The organism is Streptomyces sp. NPDC048370, assembly GCF_043200825.1.
Classification (GTDB): domain Bacteria; phylum Actinomycetota; class Actinomycetes; order Streptomycetales; family Streptomycetaceae; genus Streptomyces.
On record NZ_JBICYI010000002.1, the window covers coordinates 88,486 to 108,540 of the forward strand.

At 73.7% G+C, this 20,055-nt stretch carries 17 protein-coding genes and 1 pseudogene; 12 read left to right on the forward strand and 6 right to left on the reverse strand.

Annotated elements, in window-relative coordinates:
- Positions 1–164: 164 nt before the first annotated feature.
- Together ACGFYP_RS04280 and ACGFYP_RS04285 are read left to right on the forward strand one after the other, a co-directional pair.
- Complete coding sequence (locus tag ACGFYP_RS04280) at positions 165–2,246, forward strand: discoidin domain-containing protein (RefSeq protein WP_393486232.1); 2,082 nt, start codon at positions 165–167, stop codon at positions 2,244–2,246.
- A gap of 98 nt (positions 2,247–2,344) precedes the next feature.
- Positions 2,345–3,022 carry a TetR/AcrR family transcriptional regulator gene (locus ACGFYP_RS04285; protein WP_393486234.1) on the forward strand — a complete coding sequence of 226 codons (678 nt, stop codon included), beginning with the start codon at positions 2,345–2,347 and terminating at the stop codon, positions 3,020–3,022.
- Here ACGFYP_RS04285 and ACGFYP_RS04290 read toward each other — a convergent pair.
- Positions 3,004–3,618: a TetR family transcriptional regulator gene (locus ACGFYP_RS04290; protein WP_393487446.1), complete on the reverse strand. Its 615-nt coding sequence runs from the start codon at positions 3,616–3,618 to the stop codon at positions 3,004–3,006. The two genes, ACGFYP_RS04285 and ACGFYP_RS04290, sit on opposite strands and share 19 nt — an antisense overlap.
- Before the next feature lie 100 nt (positions 3,619–3,718).
- On the opposite strand from ACGFYP_RS04290, the gene ACGFYP_RS04295 reads away from it, so the two are divergent.
- Together ACGFYP_RS04295 and ACGFYP_RS04300 are read left to right on the forward strand one after the other, a co-directional pair.
- Positions 3,719–4,660, forward strand: coding sequence for an oxidoreductase (locus tag ACGFYP_RS04295; RefSeq protein WP_393486236.1), 942 nt, complete (start codon positions 3,719–3,721; stop codon positions 4,658–4,660).
- A gap of 78 nt (positions 4,661–4,738) precedes the next feature.
- The gene (locus ACGFYP_RS04300) at positions 4,739–4,957 is read left to right on the forward strand and encodes a DUF6296 family protein (protein ID WP_393486238.1); all 219 of its coding nucleotides are present in this window, start codon (positions 4,739–4,741) and stop codon (positions 4,955–4,957) included.
- A gap of 109 nt (positions 4,958–5,066) precedes the next feature.
- On the opposite strand, the gene ACGFYP_RS04305 is transcribed toward ACGFYP_RS04300, so the two are convergent.
- Together ACGFYP_RS04305 and ACGFYP_RS04310 are read right to left on the reverse strand one after the other, a co-directional pair.
- Positions 5,067–5,834 carry an NPP1 family protein gene (locus ACGFYP_RS04305; protein WP_393486240.1) on the reverse strand — a complete coding sequence of 256 codons (768 nt, stop codon included), beginning with the start codon at positions 5,832–5,834 and terminating at the stop codon, positions 5,067–5,069.
- Between the two features lie 221 nt (positions 5,835–6,055).
- Positions 6,056–6,834 (reverse strand): annotated as a pseudogene (locus tag ACGFYP_RS04310) (MFS transporter).
- Between ACGFYP_RS04310 and ACGFYP_RS04315 the strand changes: the two are divergent.
- Together ACGFYP_RS04315 and ACGFYP_RS04320 are read left to right on the forward strand one after the other, a co-directional pair.
- On the forward strand, positions 6,797–7,291 hold the full coding sequence (locus tag ACGFYP_RS04315) for a MarR family winged helix-turn-helix transcriptional regulator (RefSeq protein WP_393486242.1): 495 nt from the start codon (positions 6,797–6,799) through the stop codon (positions 7,289–7,291). The pseudogene ACGFYP_RS04310 and the gene ACGFYP_RS04315 sit on opposite strands and share 38 nt — an antisense overlap.
- Before the next feature lie 95 nt (positions 7,292–7,386).
- Positions 7,387–8,121 (forward strand): transporter substrate-binding domain-containing protein, encoded by a 735-nt coding sequence (locus tag ACGFYP_RS04320; RefSeq protein ID WP_393486244.1) that lies wholly within the window; start codon positions 7,387–7,389, stop codon positions 8,119–8,121.
- Between the two features lie 25 nt (positions 8,122–8,146).
- Here ACGFYP_RS04320 and yidD read toward each other — a convergent pair whose 3' ends face one another.
- From yidD to ACGFYP_RS04335, 3 genes are all read right to left on the reverse strand, one after another.
- Complete coding sequence (yidD, locus tag ACGFYP_RS04325) at positions 8,147–8,575, reverse strand: membrane protein insertion efficiency factor YidD (protein ID WP_393486246.1); 429 nt, start codon at positions 8,573–8,575, stop codon at positions 8,147–8,149.
- Positions 8,576–8,677: 102 nt separating this feature from the next.
- Positions 8,678–10,774 (reverse strand): elongation factor G, encoded by a 2,097-nt coding sequence (gene fusA / locus ACGFYP_RS04330; protein ID WP_393486248.1) that lies wholly within the window; start codon positions 10,772–10,774, stop codon positions 8,678–8,680.
- A 339-nt stretch (positions 10,775–11,113) separates the two neighbouring features.
- The gene (locus ACGFYP_RS04335; RefSeq protein WP_393486250.1) at positions 11,114–12,175 is read right to left on the reverse strand and encodes an enoyl-CoA hydratase/isomerase family protein; all 1,062 of its coding nucleotides are present in this window, start codon (positions 12,173–12,175) and stop codon (positions 11,114–11,116) included.
- A gap of 174 nt (positions 12,176–12,349) precedes the next feature.
- Between ACGFYP_RS04335 and ACGFYP_RS04340 the strand changes: the two genes are divergently transcribed.
- The 6 genes from ACGFYP_RS04340 to ACGFYP_RS04365 are packed head-to-tail and all read left to right on the forward strand — an operon-like array spanning position 12,350 to position 20,033.
- Positions 12,350–13,378: a 3-oxoacyl-ACP synthase III family protein gene (locus ACGFYP_RS04340; protein ID WP_393486253.1), complete on the forward strand. Its 1,029-nt coding sequence runs from the start codon at positions 12,350–12,352 to the stop codon at positions 13,376–13,378.
- Complete coding sequence (locus ACGFYP_RS04345) at positions 13,375–14,118, forward strand: glycosyltransferase family 2 protein (RefSeq protein WP_393486256.1); 744 nt, start codon at positions 13,375–13,377, stop codon at positions 14,116–14,118. Before ACGFYP_RS04340 ends, ACGFYP_RS04345 begins: the two co-directional genes overlap by 4 nt.
- The gene (locus tag ACGFYP_RS04350) at positions 14,118–15,599 is read left to right on the forward strand and encodes a class I adenylate-forming enzyme family protein (protein WP_393486258.1); all 1,482 of its coding nucleotides are present in this window, start codon (positions 14,118–14,120) and stop codon (positions 15,597–15,599) included. Before ACGFYP_RS04345 ends, ACGFYP_RS04350 begins: the two co-directional genes overlap by 1 nt.
- On the forward strand, positions 15,596–16,882 hold the full coding sequence (locus ACGFYP_RS04355) for a cytochrome P450 (protein ID WP_393486261.1): 1,287 nt from the start codon (positions 15,596–15,598) through the stop codon (positions 16,880–16,882). The genes ACGFYP_RS04350 and ACGFYP_RS04355 overlap by 4 nt, the downstream gene beginning before the upstream one ends.
- The gene (locus ACGFYP_RS04360; protein WP_393486263.1) at positions 16,879–17,814 is read left to right on the forward strand and encodes an NAD-dependent epimerase/dehydratase family protein; all 936 of its coding nucleotides are present in this window, start codon (positions 16,879–16,881) and stop codon (positions 17,812–17,814) included. Before ACGFYP_RS04355 ends, ACGFYP_RS04360 begins: the two co-directional genes overlap by 4 nt.
- Complete coding sequence (locus tag ACGFYP_RS04365) at positions 17,793–20,033, forward strand: FAD-dependent oxidoreductase (RefSeq protein ID WP_393486266.1); 2,241 nt, start codon at positions 17,793–17,795, stop codon at positions 20,031–20,033. Before ACGFYP_RS04360 ends, ACGFYP_RS04365 begins: the two co-directional genes overlap by 22 nt.
- The last annotated feature ends 22 nt before the right edge of the window (positions 20,034–20,055 follow it).

Below are 20,055 nucleotides of genomic sequence, written 5' to 3' on the forward strand. Positions count from 1 at the left end.
CAGGTCATCTGTCCCGGACTCTTGACTCCGCTCGCGGCAGTCGGGATCCTCTACCACGCCTTTCGCGCGGAACATGACAATCCCCGCGCCGTCCCTCGCACCACCCCACCGCACCACCCCTCCGCGCCGTCCTCCGCACCATCCCTCGACCGAAGACGTGAGTGATGTCCATGAGACCCCCCACGCGCAGCCGTATGTCCGGCAGGCGCGGGCCGCTGGCCGTGCTGGCGCTGCTGCTCGCGACCGTGACCCTGCTGCTCACCCCCGCGCCCGGTTCCGCCGCCGCCGAGGACTCCTGGTGGAACCCCTCCGCCCGTCCCGCGCCCGACTCCCAGATCAACGTCACCGGCGAGCCGTTCAAGGGCACGAACGAGCGGGGCGAGGTGCGCGGGTTCGTCGACGCGCACAACCACCTGATGTCCAACGAGGCCTTCGGCGGGCGCCTCATCTGCGGTCAGACCTTCTCCGTGAAGGGCGTGGCCGACGCGCTCAAGGACTGCCCCGAGCACTACCCCGACGGTTCGCTCGCGATCTTCGACTTCATCACCAAGGGCGGCGACGGCAAGCACGACCCTGACGGCTGGCCGACGTTCAAGGACTGGCCCGCGCACGACTCGCTCACCCACCAGCAGAACTACTACGCCTGGGTGGAGCGGGCCTGGCGCGGCGGTCAGCGCGTCCTCGTCAACGACCTCGTGACCAACGGGGTCATCTGCTCCGTCTACTTCTTCAAGGACCGCAGCTGCGACGAGATGACCTCGATCCGGCTGCAGGCCCGTAAGACGTACGAGATGCAGGAGTACATCGACACGATGTTCGGCGGGCCTGGCAAGGGCTGGTTCCGGATCGTCACCGACTCCGCGCAGGCCCGTCAGGTCATCGAGCAGGGCAAGCTGGCGGTCGTGCTCGGCGTCGAGACCTCCGAGCCCTTCGGCTGCAAGCAGATCCTGGACATCGCGCAGTGCAGCAAGGCGGACATCGACCGCGGCCTGGACGAGCTGCACGGGCTCGGCGTGCGCAGCATGTTCCTGTGCCACAAGTTCGACAACGCGCTCTGTGGGGTCCGCTTCGACTCCGGGGCGCTCGGCACGGCGATCAACGTGGGCCAGTTCCTGTCCACCGGGACCTTCTGGAAGACCGAGCAGTGCGCGGGCCCGCAGCAGGACAACCCGATCGGGCTCGCCGCGGCGCCGAACGCGCAGAAGGAGCTGCCGGCCGGCGTGAGCGTGCCCGCGTACAGCCAGGACACCCGGTGCAACACCCGCGGGCTCACCGAACTCGGCGAGTACGCGCTGCGCGGGATGATGAAACGCAAGATGATGCTGGAACTCGACCACATGAGCGTGAAGGCCGCCGGCCGCGCCTTCGACATCATGGAGTCGGCGTCCTACCCCGGCGCGATCTCCTCGCACAGCTGGATGGACAGCAGCTGGACCGAACGGCTGTACAAGCTCGGCGGGTTCGCCGCCCAGTACATGAACGGGTCCGAGGCGTTCAGCGTGGAGGCCAAGGCCAAGGACGCCCTGCGCGACAAGTACGACGTGGGCTACGGCTACGGCACCGACATGAACGGCGTCGGCGGTTGGCCCGGCCCGCGCGGCGCCGACGCGCCGAACAAGGTCACGTACCCGTTCCGCAGCACCGACGGCGGCTCCGTCATCGACAAGCAGACGACGGGCCAACGGACCTGGGACCTCAACACCGACGGCGCCTCGCACAACGGCCTGGTGCCGGACTGGATCGAGGACATCCGGCGCGTCGGCGGCCAGGACGTGGTCGACGACCTGTTCCGGGGCGCGGAGTCCTACCTCGACACCTGGGGCGCCTCCGAGCGCCACCGGGCCGGGGTGAACCTGGCCGCGCGCGCCCCCGCCTCGGCGTCCACCACGGAGTGGTGGAATCCGTTCACCAACTTCGCGGCCGACCGCGCCGTCGACGGTGACCCGGGGACGCGGTGGGCGAGCGAGTGGAAGGACGGGCAGTGGCTCCGCCTCGACCTCGGGGAGCCGCAGCTGATCAAGCGGGTCACTCTCGACTGGGAGCGGGCGTACGGGAAGGCGTACCGCGTCGAGCTCTCCGACGACGGCACCAACTGGCGTACCGCCTGGTCCACCACGACCGGTGACGGCGGCCTGGACACCATCCAGTTCTCCGGTACGACCGCGCGCCACCTCCGGGTGTTCGGGGTGACACGCGGCACCGAGTGGGGGTACTCGCTCCGGGAGGTCGGCGTCTACAGCGGCTGACGGAGATCCGGGCTCCGGGGATCCGTGGATCCATGGGTGGGGTGGGGCGGCCGAGCCGGTCGCCCCACCCTCGTTCCGTACGAGAAGGGAACCACCGCATGTCGCGTATGCCGCTCGCCGAACGGCGTCTGCAGTTGACCGAGGCGGCGATCCGGGCGATGACGCGGGACGGCGTGTCGAGGACGACGACGCGGTCGATCGCCGCCGAGGCGGGCGTGTCGCTGAGCGTCTTCCACTACTGCTTCGACTCCAAGCAGGCCCTGCTGGAGTCCGTGATCACCGCGATCACGGACCACTACGTGGGGACGGTGAAGAAGGCGCTGCGGCCGCGCGACACGTTCCGGGAGACGATGCGGGCCGGGTTCGAGGCGTACTGGGAGCATGTGCGGGCCCGCCCGGGCGAGCACATGCTGACGTACGAGCTCACCCAGTACGCGCTGCGCACCCCGGGGTTCGAACCGCTGGCCCGCCGTCAGCACGAGCGGTACGCCGAGATCTACCGCGAGCTCATCGAGGAGCTCGACGCGAGCATGATGCTCGACATCCGCGTTCCCGTGCAGGTCCTGGCCCGCTATCTGGCGTCGGTCACGGACGGCCTGACCCTGAACCTCCTCGTCGTGGGCCATGACGAGGAGTCCTCTGCCGCGCTCCTCGATCTGGTCACCGACCAGGTCGCCGTGCTCGTCCAGGACGGGCGGGCGGACGGGCCGAGGGATGGGCAGAGGGGCGGGCCGAGGGACGGGCAGGGCGGTCTCGATCAGACCGGGAGCGCGTGACCGTCCAGCGCCGGGGCGAGGAGGGTGAAGGCGCGCTCGATCAGTGCGGTGGGGTCGTCGGAGCCGTCCCCTGCGCTCCACCGCTGAAGAGTGATGTCGAAGGCGGTGAGCGCGGCGCCGGCTGCGAGGTCCGGGTACAGATCGGTGGTGGCGTCGAGCCGTAGACGGACCGTCAGCTCCGCCGCCAGGTCGTCGCTCCATCGCAGCCGGCGCTCCAGGAAGCGGGCGTGCAGCGCGGGGGTGCCCAGGATCAGCCGGACCACGCGCAGGGCCCGTTCGGCGTGGTCGGGGTGGTCGGTGCAGGCGTCGAGAGGGACCGCCATGGCGTGGCGCAGCGCCACCGAGGGCGGCTCGTCGGCGGGGCGGGCGGCCAGTTCGGCGCGGATCCCGGTACCCATGTCGGCCAGGAACTGGACGACGACGTCCTCCTTGGACGCGAAGTAGCGGAAGAACGTGCGCTTGGAGACGCCGGCGGTGGCCACGATCTCGTCGACGGTGACCGCGTCGAAGCCCTTCACGGCCAGGAGTTGCAGCGCCGCCTCGGTCAACTCGTTCGAGACGAGCTGACGTTTGCGCTGGGCCAGGGTCAGGGTCATGTCGGATCGCGAACTCACGACACCCACCGTACACCCCATGCCTTCGGTGACACCTAGGCGCGTCTTGACACTTGGTGCCACAAGCGGCAGCGTGTGCCGTATGACGGAGACTCAGCAGTGGACCGCGGAACAGATCCCCGACCAGACGGGACGGGTGTGCGTCGTCACGGGCGCCAACAGCGGCCTCGGCCTGGCGACCGCGCGGGCGCTCGCCCGGCGGGGCGCGCACGTGGTCCTGGCGGTGCGCGACGAGACCAAGGGTCGCCGCGCGGCCGCGGAGATCACCGCCGAGCATCCCGGGGCGCGGCTCGACGTACGCCTCCTGGACCTGGCCGATCTCGACTCGGTGCGCGCCTTCGCCCACCGGCTGCGCGCGGAGCACCCGCGCCTGGACGTGCTCGTCAACAACGCGGGGGTGATGGCGCCGCCCCGGACGCTGAGCGCGCAGGGGCACGAACTGCAGTTCGCCGCCAACCATCTCGGTCACTTCGCGCTGACCGGGCTGCTGCTCGACCGGCTGGCGTCCGGGGTCGAGCCCCGTGTGGTCACGGTGAGTTCGCTCAAGCACCGCAAGGGCCGTCTGCGGTTCGACGACCTCCACGGCGAGCGGGGCTACGCGCCCATGCCCTTCTACGACCAGTCGAAGCTGGCCAACGCCGTCTTCGGGCAGGAGCTGCACCGGCGGCTCGCCGCGGCTGGCAGCCCGATCCGCAGCGTCCTCGCCCATCCCGGCTACGCCGCCACCAACCTGCCGGCGGGCACGCCCGTCCCCCTGGTGCGGGTGCTGTTCGGCCATGTGCTCAAGCCGCTCGCCCAGTCGCCTGAGCGCGGCGCGCTGCCGCAGCTCTACGCGGCGACCGCGCCCGGCGTGGAGGGCGGGCAGTTCTACGGGCCGGGCGGGCCGGGCGAGATGCGCGGCGGTCCGGCCCTCGTACGCCTCGCCCCCGGGGCCACGGACGCCGGGACCGGCCGCCGGCTGTGGGAGGTGTCGGAGGAGTTGACCGACGTGCGGTACGACGTCGGGGTCCGCGCCGCCGAATGATCGGTTTCCGACGCCGGTCCGGGCGCGGACGCCCCGCGGGCGGCCGGTTCGGCGTCAGGTGTCGGTATAAACAGGCATATGCAACACGCCGAACGCTTTGAGCTGACCTTTCCGGTGTCGGGTGACTCCATCGTGGTCACCCGGACGGACCGCAAGGGAGCCGGCGGGCATCCCCTGTACTCCGACGAGACGGGCATCGTGCAGGCCGAGATCGACGAGCACGGACATGTACGCATGGTCGCGAGCGGCGGCCACCAGAGTCACGACGTGCCCGCACGCGCCGAGCCGCTGGACTGATCCGGCGGCCCGAGGCCACGCGGCCCCGGGTTCGCGGATCCTCGGCTCCCCCTCCCCGTTCTCAGCTCTCGACTCCGGGCTCTCGGCGCGGCGGGCGGCGCGCCGCGGATCAGGCGTACGGGTCGAACGGGATGCCGGCCGGCTTCGCCTTGGCGAGGTGCGGGGCGAAGTTGCCGTCCTTCAGACCGAAGACGGCGCTGCCGAAGTTCGCCTGGCTGAGCTTGTCGCGCAGCCCGGCGGGGTAGCCGTTCCAGCCGACCAGGGCGGGGAACTGCCACTGGTGCTCGTGGTTCTCCGGCGGCTCGTCGTTGGCGTTGGCCGGCCGGAAGGCGTGCGTGCTCAGTCCGTCCTTGTGGTAGACGACCTTGGGGTGCGTCCCGTCCCAGCGGATCTGGTCACGGCCGTAGGTGTTGAACTTGCCGTGCGCCGAGGTGGAGACGTACTTCGCCTCGTTGTTCTGGATCCAGACCACGACGTGCTCCCAGTCGTGACGGTGGCCGCCCAGGCTGCTGCCGACGACGGCCTGGTCCTTCTCGAAGTAGAGGCCGTAGAGGACGGCGCACCAGCCGTTGTTGCACTTGGAGCGCGCGTAGCCATTGGTGTTGTCGAGGTCCCAGGAGTCACGGCACTGGCCGTTGAGGGCTCCGGAGGGGTTGAGGCCGGCGTTGATCGTGCCGTCGGGGCCGATGGCCGGCGTGGAGTAGCAGCCGTCGGTGTCGTAGTCGTACGCGGGCTGGAACGTCTGCTCAAGACCGTCGGCGTTGGCGGGCAGCGCCGTGGGCGGCGCGGCGTACGCACTGGCCGGTACGGCGACGACCAGAGCGATGCTGCTGCCGAGGGTGACGGTGGCCCGTCGAAGCCACGAACTCGTCTTCACCTGCGTCCTCCTGAGGGACTGCGATGGGGGGTGGGATACGGGGGTGCGGGAACTCGGGGGCGGGGCACGAGCGAGGCCGTGCGTCCAGTGTCGGGACGCACGGCCTTGGCATGCCCAGATCAGTTGTCTCGAACCCCACTGTCGCGAGGAGGACCGGCCGATGACGGCGCGGTGAAGGGTGGCGGTCGCCGAACAGGTCGGGCCGACTCCCCCCTTCCCCGTCAGACCTTCGCCGACGACGGCAGGTTCGGTGCGGCGGCGGTGCCGTCGGCCGCGTCGGCGGCGGCAACCGGCCGGACCGGGATCAGGAAGGCGACGGCCGCCGCCGCGAGCCCCACGCCGCTGGTGGAGACGCCGAGCAGCAGACAGATCAGGGCGCCGCCCAGACCGATCGCGCCGGGCACGTCGAAGCGGCCGGCGTCGGACTCGGTACGGCCCGCGGGAACGAGGAGTCGGACGAGGACCCCGACCACCGAGGCCAGGGCGGCGACGACCCAGAACAGCACCCGCCAGCTCGCGTTCTCGGCGACGGCGGCGGAGAAGGGGAGGCCGAGGGCGCCACCCACGCCCATGGAGGCGCTGATCAGGGCGATGGAGGCGCCCAGGCGCTCCGGCGGCAGGACGTCGCGCAGCAGGCTGATGCCGAGCGGACCACGCCCATGCCCAGACCCTGGAGGCCTCGGCCGACGATCATCGGGACGACGGACGAGGACAGCGCGCAGACGACGGAGCCCACGACCAGGGGCGCCACGGAGACCAGGAGCATGCGCCGCTTGCCGTACATGTCACCCAGCCGCCCGGCGACCGGCGTGGCCACCGCCGCCGACAGCAGGGTGGCGGTGACCACCCAGGACGCGTTGGAGGCGGAGGTGTCGAAGAGCCTGGGCAGGTCGCCGAGGAGGGGCACCACCAGGGCCCGGTGGCGTGCGACCGGGCGCGGCACGGGTTGGGAGGATGGGGCCATGGAAAAGCCCACGCACCTGATCGAGTTCGAGACCATGCTCGTCGGGCGGCACTCGCATCTGTTCGACCCGCGTGCGCGCGGTACGAGCGGACGACTCGACCGGAGCGCCTACGTGCTGCTCAGCCGCATCGAGATCGACGGGCCGCTGTCGATCGGGCAGTTGAGCGACGCCTTCGGCCTGGACGCGTCCACGCTCAACCGGCAGACCGCCGCGATGCTGAAGGCCGGGGTCGTCGAACGGATCCCGGACCCGGAGGGCGGGATCGCCCGGAAGTTCAGCATCACGGCGGAGGGTCGGCGCCGCCTTGACGCGGACCGGGGCGCCAACGTGCACGGTCTGGAGCGGGTCCTGGAGCAGTGGACGGCCGAGGAGGTGGCCGACTTCGCCGCGTACCTCCGGCGCTTCAACAGCGACATCGAACGCCTGGAGGGCCGCCCCTGGCCGCGCCCCCGACCCACCGAGGCCGCACGCGATCCACGGCCGTCGCCCTGACCTGCACCCCGGTTGACCTGCACGCCGGCCGGCCTGCACCCCGGCCGGCCTACACCCCGACCGACCTACACCCCGGCTGACCTAAACTCCGGCGCATGACGACTGCCACCGCCGCCATCGCCCGGGATCTCGCGCCGACCGGCGTCCTGCGGGCGTCGATCAACCTGGGCAACCCGGTCCTCGCCCACGGCACGCCGGACTCCCCCGGCGGGGTCACCGTCGACATCGCCCGCGAGATCGGCGCACGCCTCGGCGTACCGGTCGAGCTCGTCTGCTTCGACGCGGCCCGCAAGTCCTACGAGGCGATGGCCACGGGCCGCGCCGACCTCTGCTTCCTCGCCGTCGAACCGGCGCGTGAGGCGGAGGTCGCCTTCACCGCGCCGTACGTCGTGATCGAGGGGGTCTACGCGGTGCCCGCCGGCTCCGCGCTCGCGACACCCGCCGACGTCGACCGGGACGGGGTACGGATCGGTGTGAAGCGCGGGTCCGCGTACGACCTCTACCTCACGCGCACGCTGCGGCACGCCACCGTCGTACGCGGCGAGGAGGGCGTCGACACCTTCCGTGCCGAAGGCCTGGAGGTCGCGGCGGGGATCAGGCAGCCGATGACCGCGTTCGTCACGGCGCACCCCGAGGTCCGGCTGATCGAGGACCGGTTCATGGAGATCCGGCAGGCCGTCGGCACGACGAAGGACCGACGACCGGAGACCGTACGATTCCTCACGGACCTCGTCGAGGAGTTGAAGGCCGACGGGTTCGTCGCCGAGGCGCTGCGGCGCGCGCACCAGGCCCCCGGCCTGGTGGCGCCGCCCCGCGCGCTCGACGCCTGACCCGTACGGATCGCGCGCGGTCCGGTCAGTGCGGGACCGGGTCGGTGTAGCCGCGGCGGCGGGCCGCCTTCGGACGGCAGCGCAGGAGTCGGGCCGCCGTCAGCAGGGCGCCGCGCAGCGCGCCGTGGCGGTGCAGTGCCTTGACGGCGTACGTCGAACAGGTGGGCGTGTACGGGCAGCACGGCGGCCGGGTCGGACTGATCTCGGTGCGGTAGTACTCGACGGCGGTGTGCAGCGCTCCCGCCGCCCGACCCGGGGGCCCGTCGCCGCGCGGACTCCGCCCGGACGACGGGCGCAGGAAGGACAGGAGCACGGCCGGGAGCGCGACCAGCGCCATCTGGGGGCAGTACATCCCGCACGCCGAGCACTGATCGAGCGCCCCCGCGCAACAGCCTTCCTCGCCGTCCTCGCGCCGCTTCCGCCGACGCGATCGCGCGGACTCCCTCGCTGACATCACACCGCCCCTCCTCGATCCTTCCGATCGATCATACGTGCGGTGCGGAAAGAGCCGTTGGGACGGACCCGCCCCCGTCGGGGCGGGTCCGTCCCCCGGCCGTCACCGGGCCGTCGTGCCGACCGTCGTACCGGCAGTCGTACCGGCCGGCGCCGGGGCGTAGCCGGTGGGCCGGGCGGTGAACGTGCCCCGGCCCTGGGTGCGGCCGCGCAGCCGGGACGCGTAGCCGAACAGCTCGGCCAGCGGAACGGTCGCCGTGAGGACGGCCGTTCCGGCGCGCGCGGTCGAGCCGGAGACCCGGCCGCGTCGGGCCGCCAGGTCGCCGAGCACGCCGCCCACGGCGCTGTCGGGCACCGTGACCGTGACCTCGACGACCGGCTCCAGGAGCGTCATCGCGCAGGCCCGCAGCGCCTCGCGGAGCGCGAAGCGGCCCGCCGTACGGAACGCCATCTCCGAGGAGTCCTTGGAGTGGGTGGCTCCGTCGGTCAGCGTCACCCGCACGCCGGTGACCGGATGGCCGCCGAGCGGGCCCTCCGCCAGGGCGTCCCGGCAGCCGGCCTCGACCGCGCGGACGTACTCCTGGGGCACGCGGCCGCCCGTGACGGTGGAGGAGAAGACGAACGCCCCCTCCTCGTCCGCCCCGACCGGCTCGACGTCGAGGACGACGTGCGCGAACTGGCCCGCGCCACCGTCCTGTTTGACGTGTCGGTGGACCAGGCCGGTGACACCGCGCAGCACCGTCTCCCGGTAGGCCACCTGGGGCCTGCCGACGACGATCTCCAGGCCCTGGGCCCGGCGGACCTTCTCCACGGCCACCTCCAGGTGGAGTTCGCCCAGGCCCGAGAGCAGGGTCTGGCCCGTCTCCGCATCGGTCCTGACCGTCAACGAGGGATCCTCCTCGACGAGTCGGGCAAGCCCGGACGCAAGCCGGTCGGTGTCCAGGCTCCGGCGCGCCTCGACCGCGACGGAGACGACCGGGTCGGCCACCGTGGGCGGTTCGAGGAGCAGCGGGGCGGAGGGCGCGCAGAGCGTCGCACCGGCGCGGGCCTCCTTCACGCCGACGACCGCGACGATGTCGCCGGCCCTGGCGGAGTCCACCTCGGTGTTCCGGTCGGCCTGCACGCGCAGGATCCGGCCGACGCGCTCGGTGCGCCGGGCGGCCACGTCGAGCACGGTGTCCCCCTTTCCGATGGTCCCCGCGTACACGCGGAGGTAGGTGAGCCGCCCGGTGGCGGTCGAGTTGACCTTGAAGACGAGCGCGGCGAAAGGTTCCGCCGGGTCGGCGGCCCGCTCCCGTTCCTCGCCGTCCAGGGTGCCGCGTACGGGCGGCACGTCCAGGGGTGAGGGCAGGTAGGAGACGACGGCGTCGAGCAGTGGCTCCGTACCCCGGTTGCGGTAGGCGGAGCCGCAGAGGACGACGACGCCGTCGCCGGTGCGGGTGAGGTCGCGCAGCGCCTTCGTGAGCGTGTCCGCGCCGAGGGACGCCTCGGCGCAGAACTCCTCCAGGGCCTCCGCATGCAGCTCGGCGACCGCCTCCTCCAGGGCGCGGCGCCTGAGCCGTGCCTCCGCCACGAGCTCCTCGGGCACGGGGCCCTCGGTGTACGTGTCGGCGCCCGTCGCCCAGACCAGGGCGCGCATGCGCACCAGGTCGACGACGCCTGTGAAGGCGTCCTCGCGGCCGATGGGCAGCTGAACGACGAGCGGCACCGTCTGCAGGCGGTCCCGGATGGACGCGACGGCCGTGTCCAGGTCGGCGCCCGCGCGGTCCAGCTTGTTGACGAAGGCGATCCTGGGGACGCCGTGCCGGTCGGCCTGGCGCCAGACGGTCTCGCTCTGCGGCTCGACCCCGGCGACGGCGTCGAACACGGCGATCGCGCCGTCGAGGACGCGCAGCGAGCGCTCCACCTCGTCGGAGAAGTCGACGTGTCCTGGCGTGTCGATGAGGTTGATCCGGTGGCCGTCCCAGACGCAACTGACCGCCGCCGCGAAGATGGTGATGCCGCGGTCACGTTCCTGCGCGTCGAAGTCGGTGACGGTGGTGCCGTCGTGGACCTCGCCGCGCTTGTGGACGGCGCCGGTGAGGTAGAGCATCCGCTCGGTGACGGTGGTCTTGCCGGCGTCGACGTGGGCGAGGATCCCCAGGTTTCGGACGCGGTTCAGGGGACTGGTGGGGAGGTGGCGGGAAAGCGGGGTACGCACGGCCCGGACCTTTCGGTGGGTACGAGAAAGGGGCGGCGCGATTCCCGGACGAAGCAGCCCGGAGGCGGGCGGACGAGGCCCCCTGGCCTCGCGGTACACGGCGCGCGGCTCTCGCGGCGCGCCGGGCGGGGGGGCGTCAGATGTTCGTCACGGGGTCCGGTGGCGGCCGCGCAGCCGGCACCGGGGAGACCGAGACGTCAGGATCACGTCGTACCGGGACCGGGGAACGACGACAGCGGTGTGGCACCACATGGTCGGGCTCCCCTCGTCGGTCGTCGGCGCGCACACCGTGATCTCGGTGGCGCGTGCTGCGAGTGTAGGGAGGGAAGCCCGGCCGGGTCACCGGGTTTTCGGGAGGTCCCGTTCGGCGAAGTACCGTGCCACGTCGGCCTCGGTGACCTCGGCGAGCGTGGGCGGTGTCCAGTGCGGGTCACGATCCTTGTCGATCACCTGCGCGCGGATGCCCTCGACGAGGTCGGCGGAGGTGAGGGCCGCGTGCGAGAGCCGGAACTCCATGTCGAGCACGGCCTCCAGGGAGTCCAGGAGCCGGGCGCGGCGGAGGGCCACGAGGGTGACCTTGAGGGCGGTGGGCGACCTGGTGAGGAGGGTTGTGGCGGTCTCCTTGGCCTCGGGGACACCGGAGTCGAGGAGCCGGTCCACGATCTCCTCGACGTTGTCGGCGGCGTACGCGGCGTCGATCCAGTCGCGCGCGGCGGCGAGCCGGCCGGGCGGTGCGGGCCGTTCGAACCGTGCCAGCGCCTCGTGCGCGGGCGCGCGCCTGAGCTCCTCGGCGAGGCGGGGAAGCTCCTCCGACGGTACGAAGTGGTCGGCGAGGCCCGTCAGGAGGGCGTCTGCGGCGCCCGCCTGCGCGCCGGTCAGGGCGAGATGGGTGCCCAGTTCGCCGGGTGCGCGGCTCAGCAGATACGTACCGCCGACGTCGGGAACGAAGCCGATGCCCGTCTCCGGCATGGCGACACGCGAGCGTTCGGTGACGACCCGGACGGAGCCGTGGGCGGAGACGCCGACGCCGCCGCCCATCACGATGCCGTCCATGAAGGCCACGTAGGGCTTGGGAAAGCGGGCGATGCGGGCGTTGAGCCGGTACTCGTCGCGCCAGAAGTCGAGGGTCTCGGTGCCGCCCGCGCGGGCGTCCTCGTAGATGGCCCGGATGTCGCCGCCGGCGCAGAGTCCGCGTTCGCCCGCGCCCTGGACGACGACGGTCTCGACCGCCGGGTCGTCCTCCCAGGCGGTGAGCGCCTCGTCGATGCGGAGCACCATGGGGTGGGTGAGCGCGTTGAGGGCGCGGGGCCGGTTCAGCGTGAGGAAGCCGGCCCGGCCTTCGGTGCGGACGAGGACGTGCGGTCCGTCCACCTCCGGCGATGTGTCCCGATCGAGTCGCATGGTCGCGCCTTCCCTCCGAATTCCCTCCGAACGATCTTCCGGCCACCGTATCGGCACGGTCCGCGGCCGGACGCTTCCCGGGGGCTTCCGGGACGCTTCCGGGGGCTTTCCCCCAGGGAGGTTGAGTACGGACACTCAGGCCCCGAATCACCTGGTGTTCGTAGCCTCCGTCGTATGAACAGTCATCAGGCCGTCGCGGACGGCCCCCTCCGTGTCGGGATCACCGGGGTCGGCGCGTGCCTTCCCGAGCAGGTCGTGGATTCGGAGGAGCTGCGGCGGCGGGTCGTCGCAGGCAGCGGGATGGCGTTGCCCGCCGGGGTGTTCGAGCGGGCCACCGGGATCATGACGCGCAGGGCCGTACGGCCGGGCGAGTACGCCTCCACCCTGGCGGTGGGGGCCGCACGGCAGGCGCTCGGACGGGCGGGGGTCGAGCCCGCGGACGTCGACCTGTTGGTCTTCGCCTCCGCCACCCGCGACATGGTGGAGCCGGCCACCGCGCACATCGTGCAGGCCGAACTGGGCTCCCGGGCCCATGCGTTGGACGTCACCAACGCCTGCAACAGCTTCGTCAACGGCATCGACCTCGCCCGTACGATGATCCTCGCCGGGCGCGCCCGGCGGGCCCTCGTCGTCACCGGGGAGACCCCGAGCCGTGCCGTACGGCACGACCCCGCCGATCTGGCCCAGTTCCGGGACGGGTTCGCCGGCTACACCTTCGGCGACGCGGGCGCCGCGGTGGTCCTGGAGACGGTGGACCGGGGCGGGATCCTCGACGTGGACAGCGAGACGCACTCCGAACACTGGCCGGTGGGCGGGATATTCGGCGGTGGTTCGCGTCATCCGCGCGGCGACGAGCACACGTACTTCCAGGGCGACGGCGGTGAGTTGCGCGAGGTGTTCGAGAAGGTGGGCACCTCGGTGATCGACCGGATGCGGCACCGTACGGGCCTCGACTGGCGGCACTTCCGGCACGTCCTGGTCCATCAGGTCACCGTGCCGTACCTGGAGCGGTTCGTGGAGATCACCGGCGTCCCGGAGGACCGGCTTGTCGTCACCGTCCCCGAGCTCGGCAACATCGCGAGCGCAACGCTCGGTGTGCAACTCGACAGGGTTCAGGGGGACTTGCGGTCCGGTGATCGGGTGCTGTTCGTCGGGCTCGGCGGTGGCGTGAGCATCATGACGATGGTGTGGGAGAAGGCATGAGCGACACGTTGTGGGTGGTGGTGCCCGCGCATCAGGAGGCCGCGCGGATCGGCGACACCCTGGAGGCGCTGGCCGCCCAGGTGGACCGGGACTTCGAGCTGGTCGTGGTCGACAACGCCTCCGAGGACGGCACCGCCGCGATCGCCCGCGCGTTCGCCCGACGGGCGCCGTTCCCCGTCCATGTGCTCGACGAGCGCGACAAGGGCGTGGGCTGCGCCGTGGACACCGGCTTCCGGTACGCGATCGGGCGCGGGGCCGCGCTCCTCGCCCGGACGGACGCCGACTGTCTGCCGCAGCCGGGCTGGACGGCCGCCGCGCGGACCGCGCTGGGCGACGGGGCCGGCCTGGTGTGCGGCCGGATCGACGCCCGGCGTGACGAGCACGGGCCGGTCGGCCGCGCCCTGTTCCGTACGCTCGTCCGCGTCGCCGCGTTCTTCGGGCGGGTGCGCCCGGCGCACCGGCGACGGCACGGGTATCTCGCGCCGTACCGGATGCACGCGGGCAACAACATGGCCATCACCGCGCGGCTGTACGAGGCCGTCGGCGGGATGCCCCGCCGCCCCTCCCCCACCGACCGGCTCTTCCTGAACCGGGTGCGCCGCTCGACCACCGCCATCGTGCACGCCCGTGACATGGTCGTGGAGAACTCCACCCGGCGCCTGCGCGCGTACGGGATCGTCGGCACCGCCCGCTGGTACCTGGACCGGGGGCCCGGGCGGCACGGAGAGGACCCGCGCTGATGCTGGACGCACTCGCCCATACCCTGCGGTCGCACCCCGACCGCCCGGCCGTGCTCGGCACGACCCGCTCCGGCGCCGTCCGGACGAAGGCCACCTGCGGGGGGCTGGCCGACCTCGCCGACCTGTACGCGGGCGCCCTGCACGCGCGCGGGCTGCGGCGCGGCTCCACGGTCGGGGTCGCGGTACGGCCCGGGCCGCGCGCGCTGGCCGTGCTCCTCGCGGTGCACCGGCTCGGCCTGCGGGCCGCCGTGCTCGACCCCGGCGCCGGTCCTGACGTCCTGCGGGCCCGCCTGGCGCTCGCCCGTCCCGACATCGTGCTCGCCGACGCGGCCGCCCAGGCCGTGGCCGGCTGGGCGCGGCCGCTCGCCCGCAGGGCCCGCCTCGCGCTTCCGGACCTCGCGGAGCTGGGCGGGCCCGTGGCCACGGTCGGACGGCGACTACCGGGGTGCGCCCCCGCGTTGGAGGCGGGTGCGCGAGCGTCGGTGCTGCCGCGTGCGGTGGACGAGGACGGGGACGCGGTGATCGTCTTCACCTCGGGCACGACCTCACGGCCCCGCGCTGTCGTGCACACGCGTTCCTCGCTGGCAGCGGGCATGGCCACGGTGACCGGTCTCGTACGGCCGGAGCCGGGGCGTCCCGTGCTCGGCGGCACGTTCTTCGTCCTCGTACCGTCGCTCGCGAACGGCGCGCCGGTCGCCCTGCCCGCCCGTTCCCCGCGCGTGCTGGCCCGCCAGATGCGTCGACTCGCTCCACAGGCTACATATTTGACGCCTCCTCAGCTTCGAGCGGCGCTGGCGGCGGACGCGCGGTTCGGCGGACGGGTGTGGACCGGTTCGGCGCCGGCGAGCGCGGAGCTGCTGACGCGGGTGCGGCAGGCGGGGGCCGAGGAGGCGTGGGGGGTGTACGCGCTCACCGAGCTGTTCCCGGCCGCCGCCGTCGAACAGGCGGAGAAGGCGGCGTTCACGGGCGACGGCGACCTCGTGGGCGCGCCGCTGCCGGGGGTGGCGGCGCGTCCCGGCCCCGGCGGCGAGCTGCTGCTCTCCGGCCCGGCGGCCCGGCACCGCTACCTCGGGGAGGAGCCGGAGCCCTGGGTACGCACGGGTGACCAGGGGGGGCTCGACGCGGACGGCAGGATCGTGCTCGCGGGCCGTACCAAGGACATGGTCCTGCGGCGGGCGGAGAACATCTACCCGGGGCTGTACGAGCCCGCTCTGCACGTGCCGGGCGTCGAACTGGCCCTCCTTGTGGGCGTTCCGGCGGGGGACGGGGACGAGCGCCTGGTCGCCGTCGTCCAGCCGCGCCGCGAGGCCGACCCCGACCGGGTGCGGGAGGCGCTCGCCGGTCCGCTGCGCCGGATGGGCACGGCCCGCCCGGACGCCCTCCTGCTCGCCGACATCCCCCTCTCCGGCCGCTCCCTGAAGCCGGACCGCGCGGCGACCGCGCGACTCGCGGCCGCGCGGACGACAGGGGCGGCCCGATGAGGGCGGCTCCGCGCGCCGTACCCCACGCGGCCGGGGCGGAGGCCGCCACCGGGCCCGGCAGTGCGGTGGTTGCGCAGGGGGACACCGCCGCCGCCCTGCGAGGCGCGCGACGGCGGGACCGACGGGTGTACACACGGTCCCATCCGCTGCTGTTCGCGCTGCTCGCGGCCGTCCGGCGACGCCCGGTCGCGCGGCTCGGACGGGCGGTGCTCGTGAACGGCACCGAGCCGTACCGCGAGGCCCTCACCCGGATCCCGCTGGACCGCGCGGCGGCCGGGACCACGGGCGGCGCGGCGCGTGAACTCTCCGGCGGGAGAACGCTGTTCGACCAGGAGGGCACCGACCACCGCGACACTCGGCGGGCCGTCGCCGGGGAGCTCGGCGCCGCCGGTGTGGAGCGGCTGCGGCCGGTCTGGCGGGCCGTACTCGACCGTGAGCTCGCACCGCTCGCGGACGGTCACCCCGTCGACCTCGTCCCGCTGGCCCGTGAGCTCGCCGGTGCGACCGTGCGCGCGCTTCTGGACAGCCAGGCCGAGCCCTCGGCCCTCGCGGGCGCGGCGGCGGACGCCGCGTCCGCCGCCGTACGCGACCACCTTCCGGGCCCGCGCCCGCCGGGCACCGCCCGCGCGGCGGCCAGGGCGACCGCGCGCCTGGAGGCCCTGCTCGACTCCGGGTGCCCGCACGGCGACCAGCGGCCCCCGACGGCGGCCACGCAGGCCGCCCCCGACACGCACGAGGACGCCGGGCTGCGCGCCATGATCGCGGTCGCGGCCGTCAACACCACCGTCGCCGCACTGCCGCGTGCCGTCGCCTGGTGCGCCGATGGGCGGTTGTGGGAGCAGGCGGCCGACGACCGGCTGCGGGGCGCGCTCGTCGGGGAGTTGCTGCGGGTCACCGCGCCGTCCCCGTTGTTGCCGCGCGTGGCGGCGGCCGATGCCGTGCTCGGCGGGTGCCCGGTGAAGGCCGGGGACCGGCTCGTGCTCGTGGCGCGGCACGCCGTGGGCGCGGACGTCGACCCGCCGGACGCCCACCGTCCCGCCCCTTCGGCCGTCGCCCGGCTCGTCTTCGGGGCGGGTCCGCACGCCTGCCCGGGCGCCCGGCTCGCCGTGGCGCAGCTGGACGACGTCCTGGCCGCGCTCGCCCCGTACCGGCCGACCGTCGTCACCGCGCGCGTGGACCGGCGGGCCGCGCTGCCCGGCTGGCGCCGGCTCACCGTCCGCGCCACCACCGCCCCGGTCCGCGCGACCACCGCCCCACGCCCCCGTTCGGAGAGCCCCTCATGACCACGATCGCCGTCACCGGAGCGAGCGGCTTCTGCGGCTCGCACGTCGCGACCCTCGCCGCCGCGCGCGGCGCGGACGTGCTGTGCGTGGGGCGGCGGCCGGGGCCGGTCGGCCGGCACGTCCCCTGGGACGCCGAGAGCGCGCCGCCCGACCTCGCCGGGGCCGACCTCGTCGTGCACTGCGCGGCGGCCGTCGGCGACCCCGTGCCCGGTTCTCCGGCCGAGGCGACCATGCGGGCCGTGAACGTCGACGGCACCGCACGGCTCCTGGAGGCCGCCGGGGGCCGCCCGGTGGTCTGGGTGAGCAGCTCCAGCGTGTACGCCCCCGGTCCCGGACGGGACCGGATCACCGAGGACCATCCCGTGGGCGGGCAGCTGAACGCCTACGGGCGGACCAAGGCGGCGGGCGAGGCCCTCGCCCTCGCGGCCGGCGCGGTGGTCCTGCGGCCGCGCGCGGTGTACGGCCCTCGCGACCCGCACCTGGTGCCCCGGCTCCTCGCCCGGGTCAGGGCGGGCCGGGTGCTGCTGCCCGGGCCCGACGTCGTGCTGAGCCTGACGGCCGTCGAGAACCTCGCCGACGCGTGCCTCGAAGCCGCGGGCTGGCGGCCGGGCGCGTACAACATCGCCGACCCCGTTCCGTACCGCCGTGACGAAGCGGTCAGGACCGTCCTGCGGGCCCATGGCGTGCGCGCGCGGATCCACCACCTCCCGGTGTCCCTGGCCTGGGGGGCGGCCGCGGCGGCCGAGGTCCTGGGTCGTCTCAGGCCCGGCGTCGAGCCGCCGCTGACGCGGTACGCGGTCGATCAGCTGGCCCACCGTGTCGTCCTGGACGTGTCCAAGGCGGAGTCCCAGGGCTGGCGCGCCGACCGCACGCTCGCCGACTACGCGACGGCGACCTCGACGGTCCGACCGTGGCGAGCGGACGCGGGCTGACCGCACCGCCGGACCTGTACGCGGCGGCCCGTACGGCGTCGGGGACCCGGCTGCTGATCGGGGACGCCCGGGGCAAGGGGCTCGACGCGATCAGCGAGGCGTCCCTCGTCCTCGGCGCCTTCCGGGTCACGGCCGGGCGGGAGTCCGATCTGCCGGAGCTGGTCGGGCACCTGGAGGCCGGTGTCGGATCGGCGGAGGAGCCGCAGGACGACGGGGTGCCCGGGTCCGGCGCGGGCGAGGCGGCCGACGACGCCGCCGAGGCCTTAGTCACCGCGCTGGTCCTCGACATCCCCGACGGTGAGCCGGTGGTACGGCTCGTGAACTGCGGACATCCGCCGCCGCTGCTGTTGAGACAGGGGCAGGTGGTCCCCCTGGACACCTCCGATGCGAGCCCGCCCCTCGGTCTCGCCGACGTGCTCTCCCCCGACGTCACGGTGGAGACCTTCCCCTTCGACGTCGGCGACGTCCTCCTGCTGTACACGGACGGTGTCGTCGAGGCCCGCGACCACGCGCGTGCCTTCTACCCGCTGACGGAGCGGCTCGCCGCGTTGGTCGGGAGGACCCGCCGACCTGCTCGGCCACCTCCGGGAGGACCTGCGGGCGTACGCGAGCGGCCACCTCGGCGACGACGCGGCGCTCGTCGCCGTGGAACGCCTCGCCCCGTAGCCGTAGGCCCCACTGGGCGGCGGGGTCGCGCGCATGGTCCGCAGACGCGCGGGCACCCGCGCGACAGCAGCCCCGGCACGAAGGAGCGCGCGATGGAGGCCGACGCGGGTTTCGGCACGTCGTACTGGATGCGTGACACCCCCTCCCCCGATCGTCCCGCCCTCGCCGGGGACCTCACGGCCGACGTCGTCGTGATCGGTGGCGGCATCGCGGGTCTGTGCACCGCGTACGAGCTGGTCCGCGCGGGGTGCGAGGTCGTACTCCTGGAGGCCGACCGGATCGCGGGTGGGGTCTCGGGTCACACCACGGGGAAGCTGACCGCCCTGCACGGGCTCACGTACGCCCGGCTCCGTGACACCCATGGCGCCCTCGCCGCCTCGCGGTACGCCCTCGCCCAGCAGGACGCCCTGGACCTCGTCGTCCAGCTGTGCGAGGAGACGGGCATCGACGCCGAACTGGAGCGGGTCCCCGCCTACACGTACGTCACGGACGCGCGGCGGGCCGACGAGATCCGCTCCGAGGCGGCGGCCGCCCTGGAGGCGGGGCTCGACGTCGCGTACGGGACGGAGACCGACCTGCCCTTCCCGGTCGCGGCGGCGGTACGCCTCGACGAGCAGCTGCTCTTCCACCCCCGCAGGTTCCTGATCGGCCTGGCGGAGGACCTCGTCGCGCGCGGCGGCACGATCCACGAGCACACCCGGGTCACGGCGCTGCGGGAACACGCGGAGTGCCGGCTGACCACGGAGGCCGGTCACACGGTCCACGCGCGGGACGTCGTCGTCGCCACGCACTTCCCGCTGACCGTGCACAGCTCGCTCCTGGCCCGGCTCTCGGTCCGGCGCGAGCTGGTGGTGGCGGCCCCGGTACCGGTCGAGCGGGCGCCGCACGGCATGTACCTGAGCCCGGAGGACCGTACGCGCTCGGTGCGCACGGCCCCGTACGACGAGGGTCACCGGCTGCTCCTCGTCACCGGCGAGGCCTGCGAGCCCGGTACCGACCACGCCGGGGAGCGGCTCGACCGGCTCACCGGGTGGGCGCGGCGGATCTTCCCGGATGTCGGGGAGGCCACGCCGACGTTCCGGTGGGCGGCGCAGGACGTGCGGTCTGCGGACCACCTCCCGTACGTCGGCCATGAGCACCCGGACACGCAGCACGTCTTCGTGGCGACCGGGTTCGGCGGTTGGGGGATGAGCAACGGGGTGATGGCGGGTCGGCTCCTCGCGGCCCATGTGACCGGGGCGCCGCGCCCGGACTGGACCGAGCTGTTCGACCCGCGCCGCACGCTGCCCCTGCGGGAGTTCCCCGATGTGGTCAGGGCGCAGGCGTCGGTGGCCCGCCACTACTTCGTCGCCCGTCCGCCGCGCTGCACCCACATGGGGTGCGAGCTGGGCTTCAACGAGCTGGAGGACACATGGGAGTGCCCGTGCCACGGCTCGCGTTTCGCGGCGGCGGACGGCCGGGTGCTGCAGGGGCCGGCGTCCCGCCCCCTGCAGCCGTCGGATTCCGAGGCCCCGCCGTCGCGGGAGTCCGCGGTACCCGAGTCTCCGCACTAGGGCGCGTCCCCTAGGAGCGGCG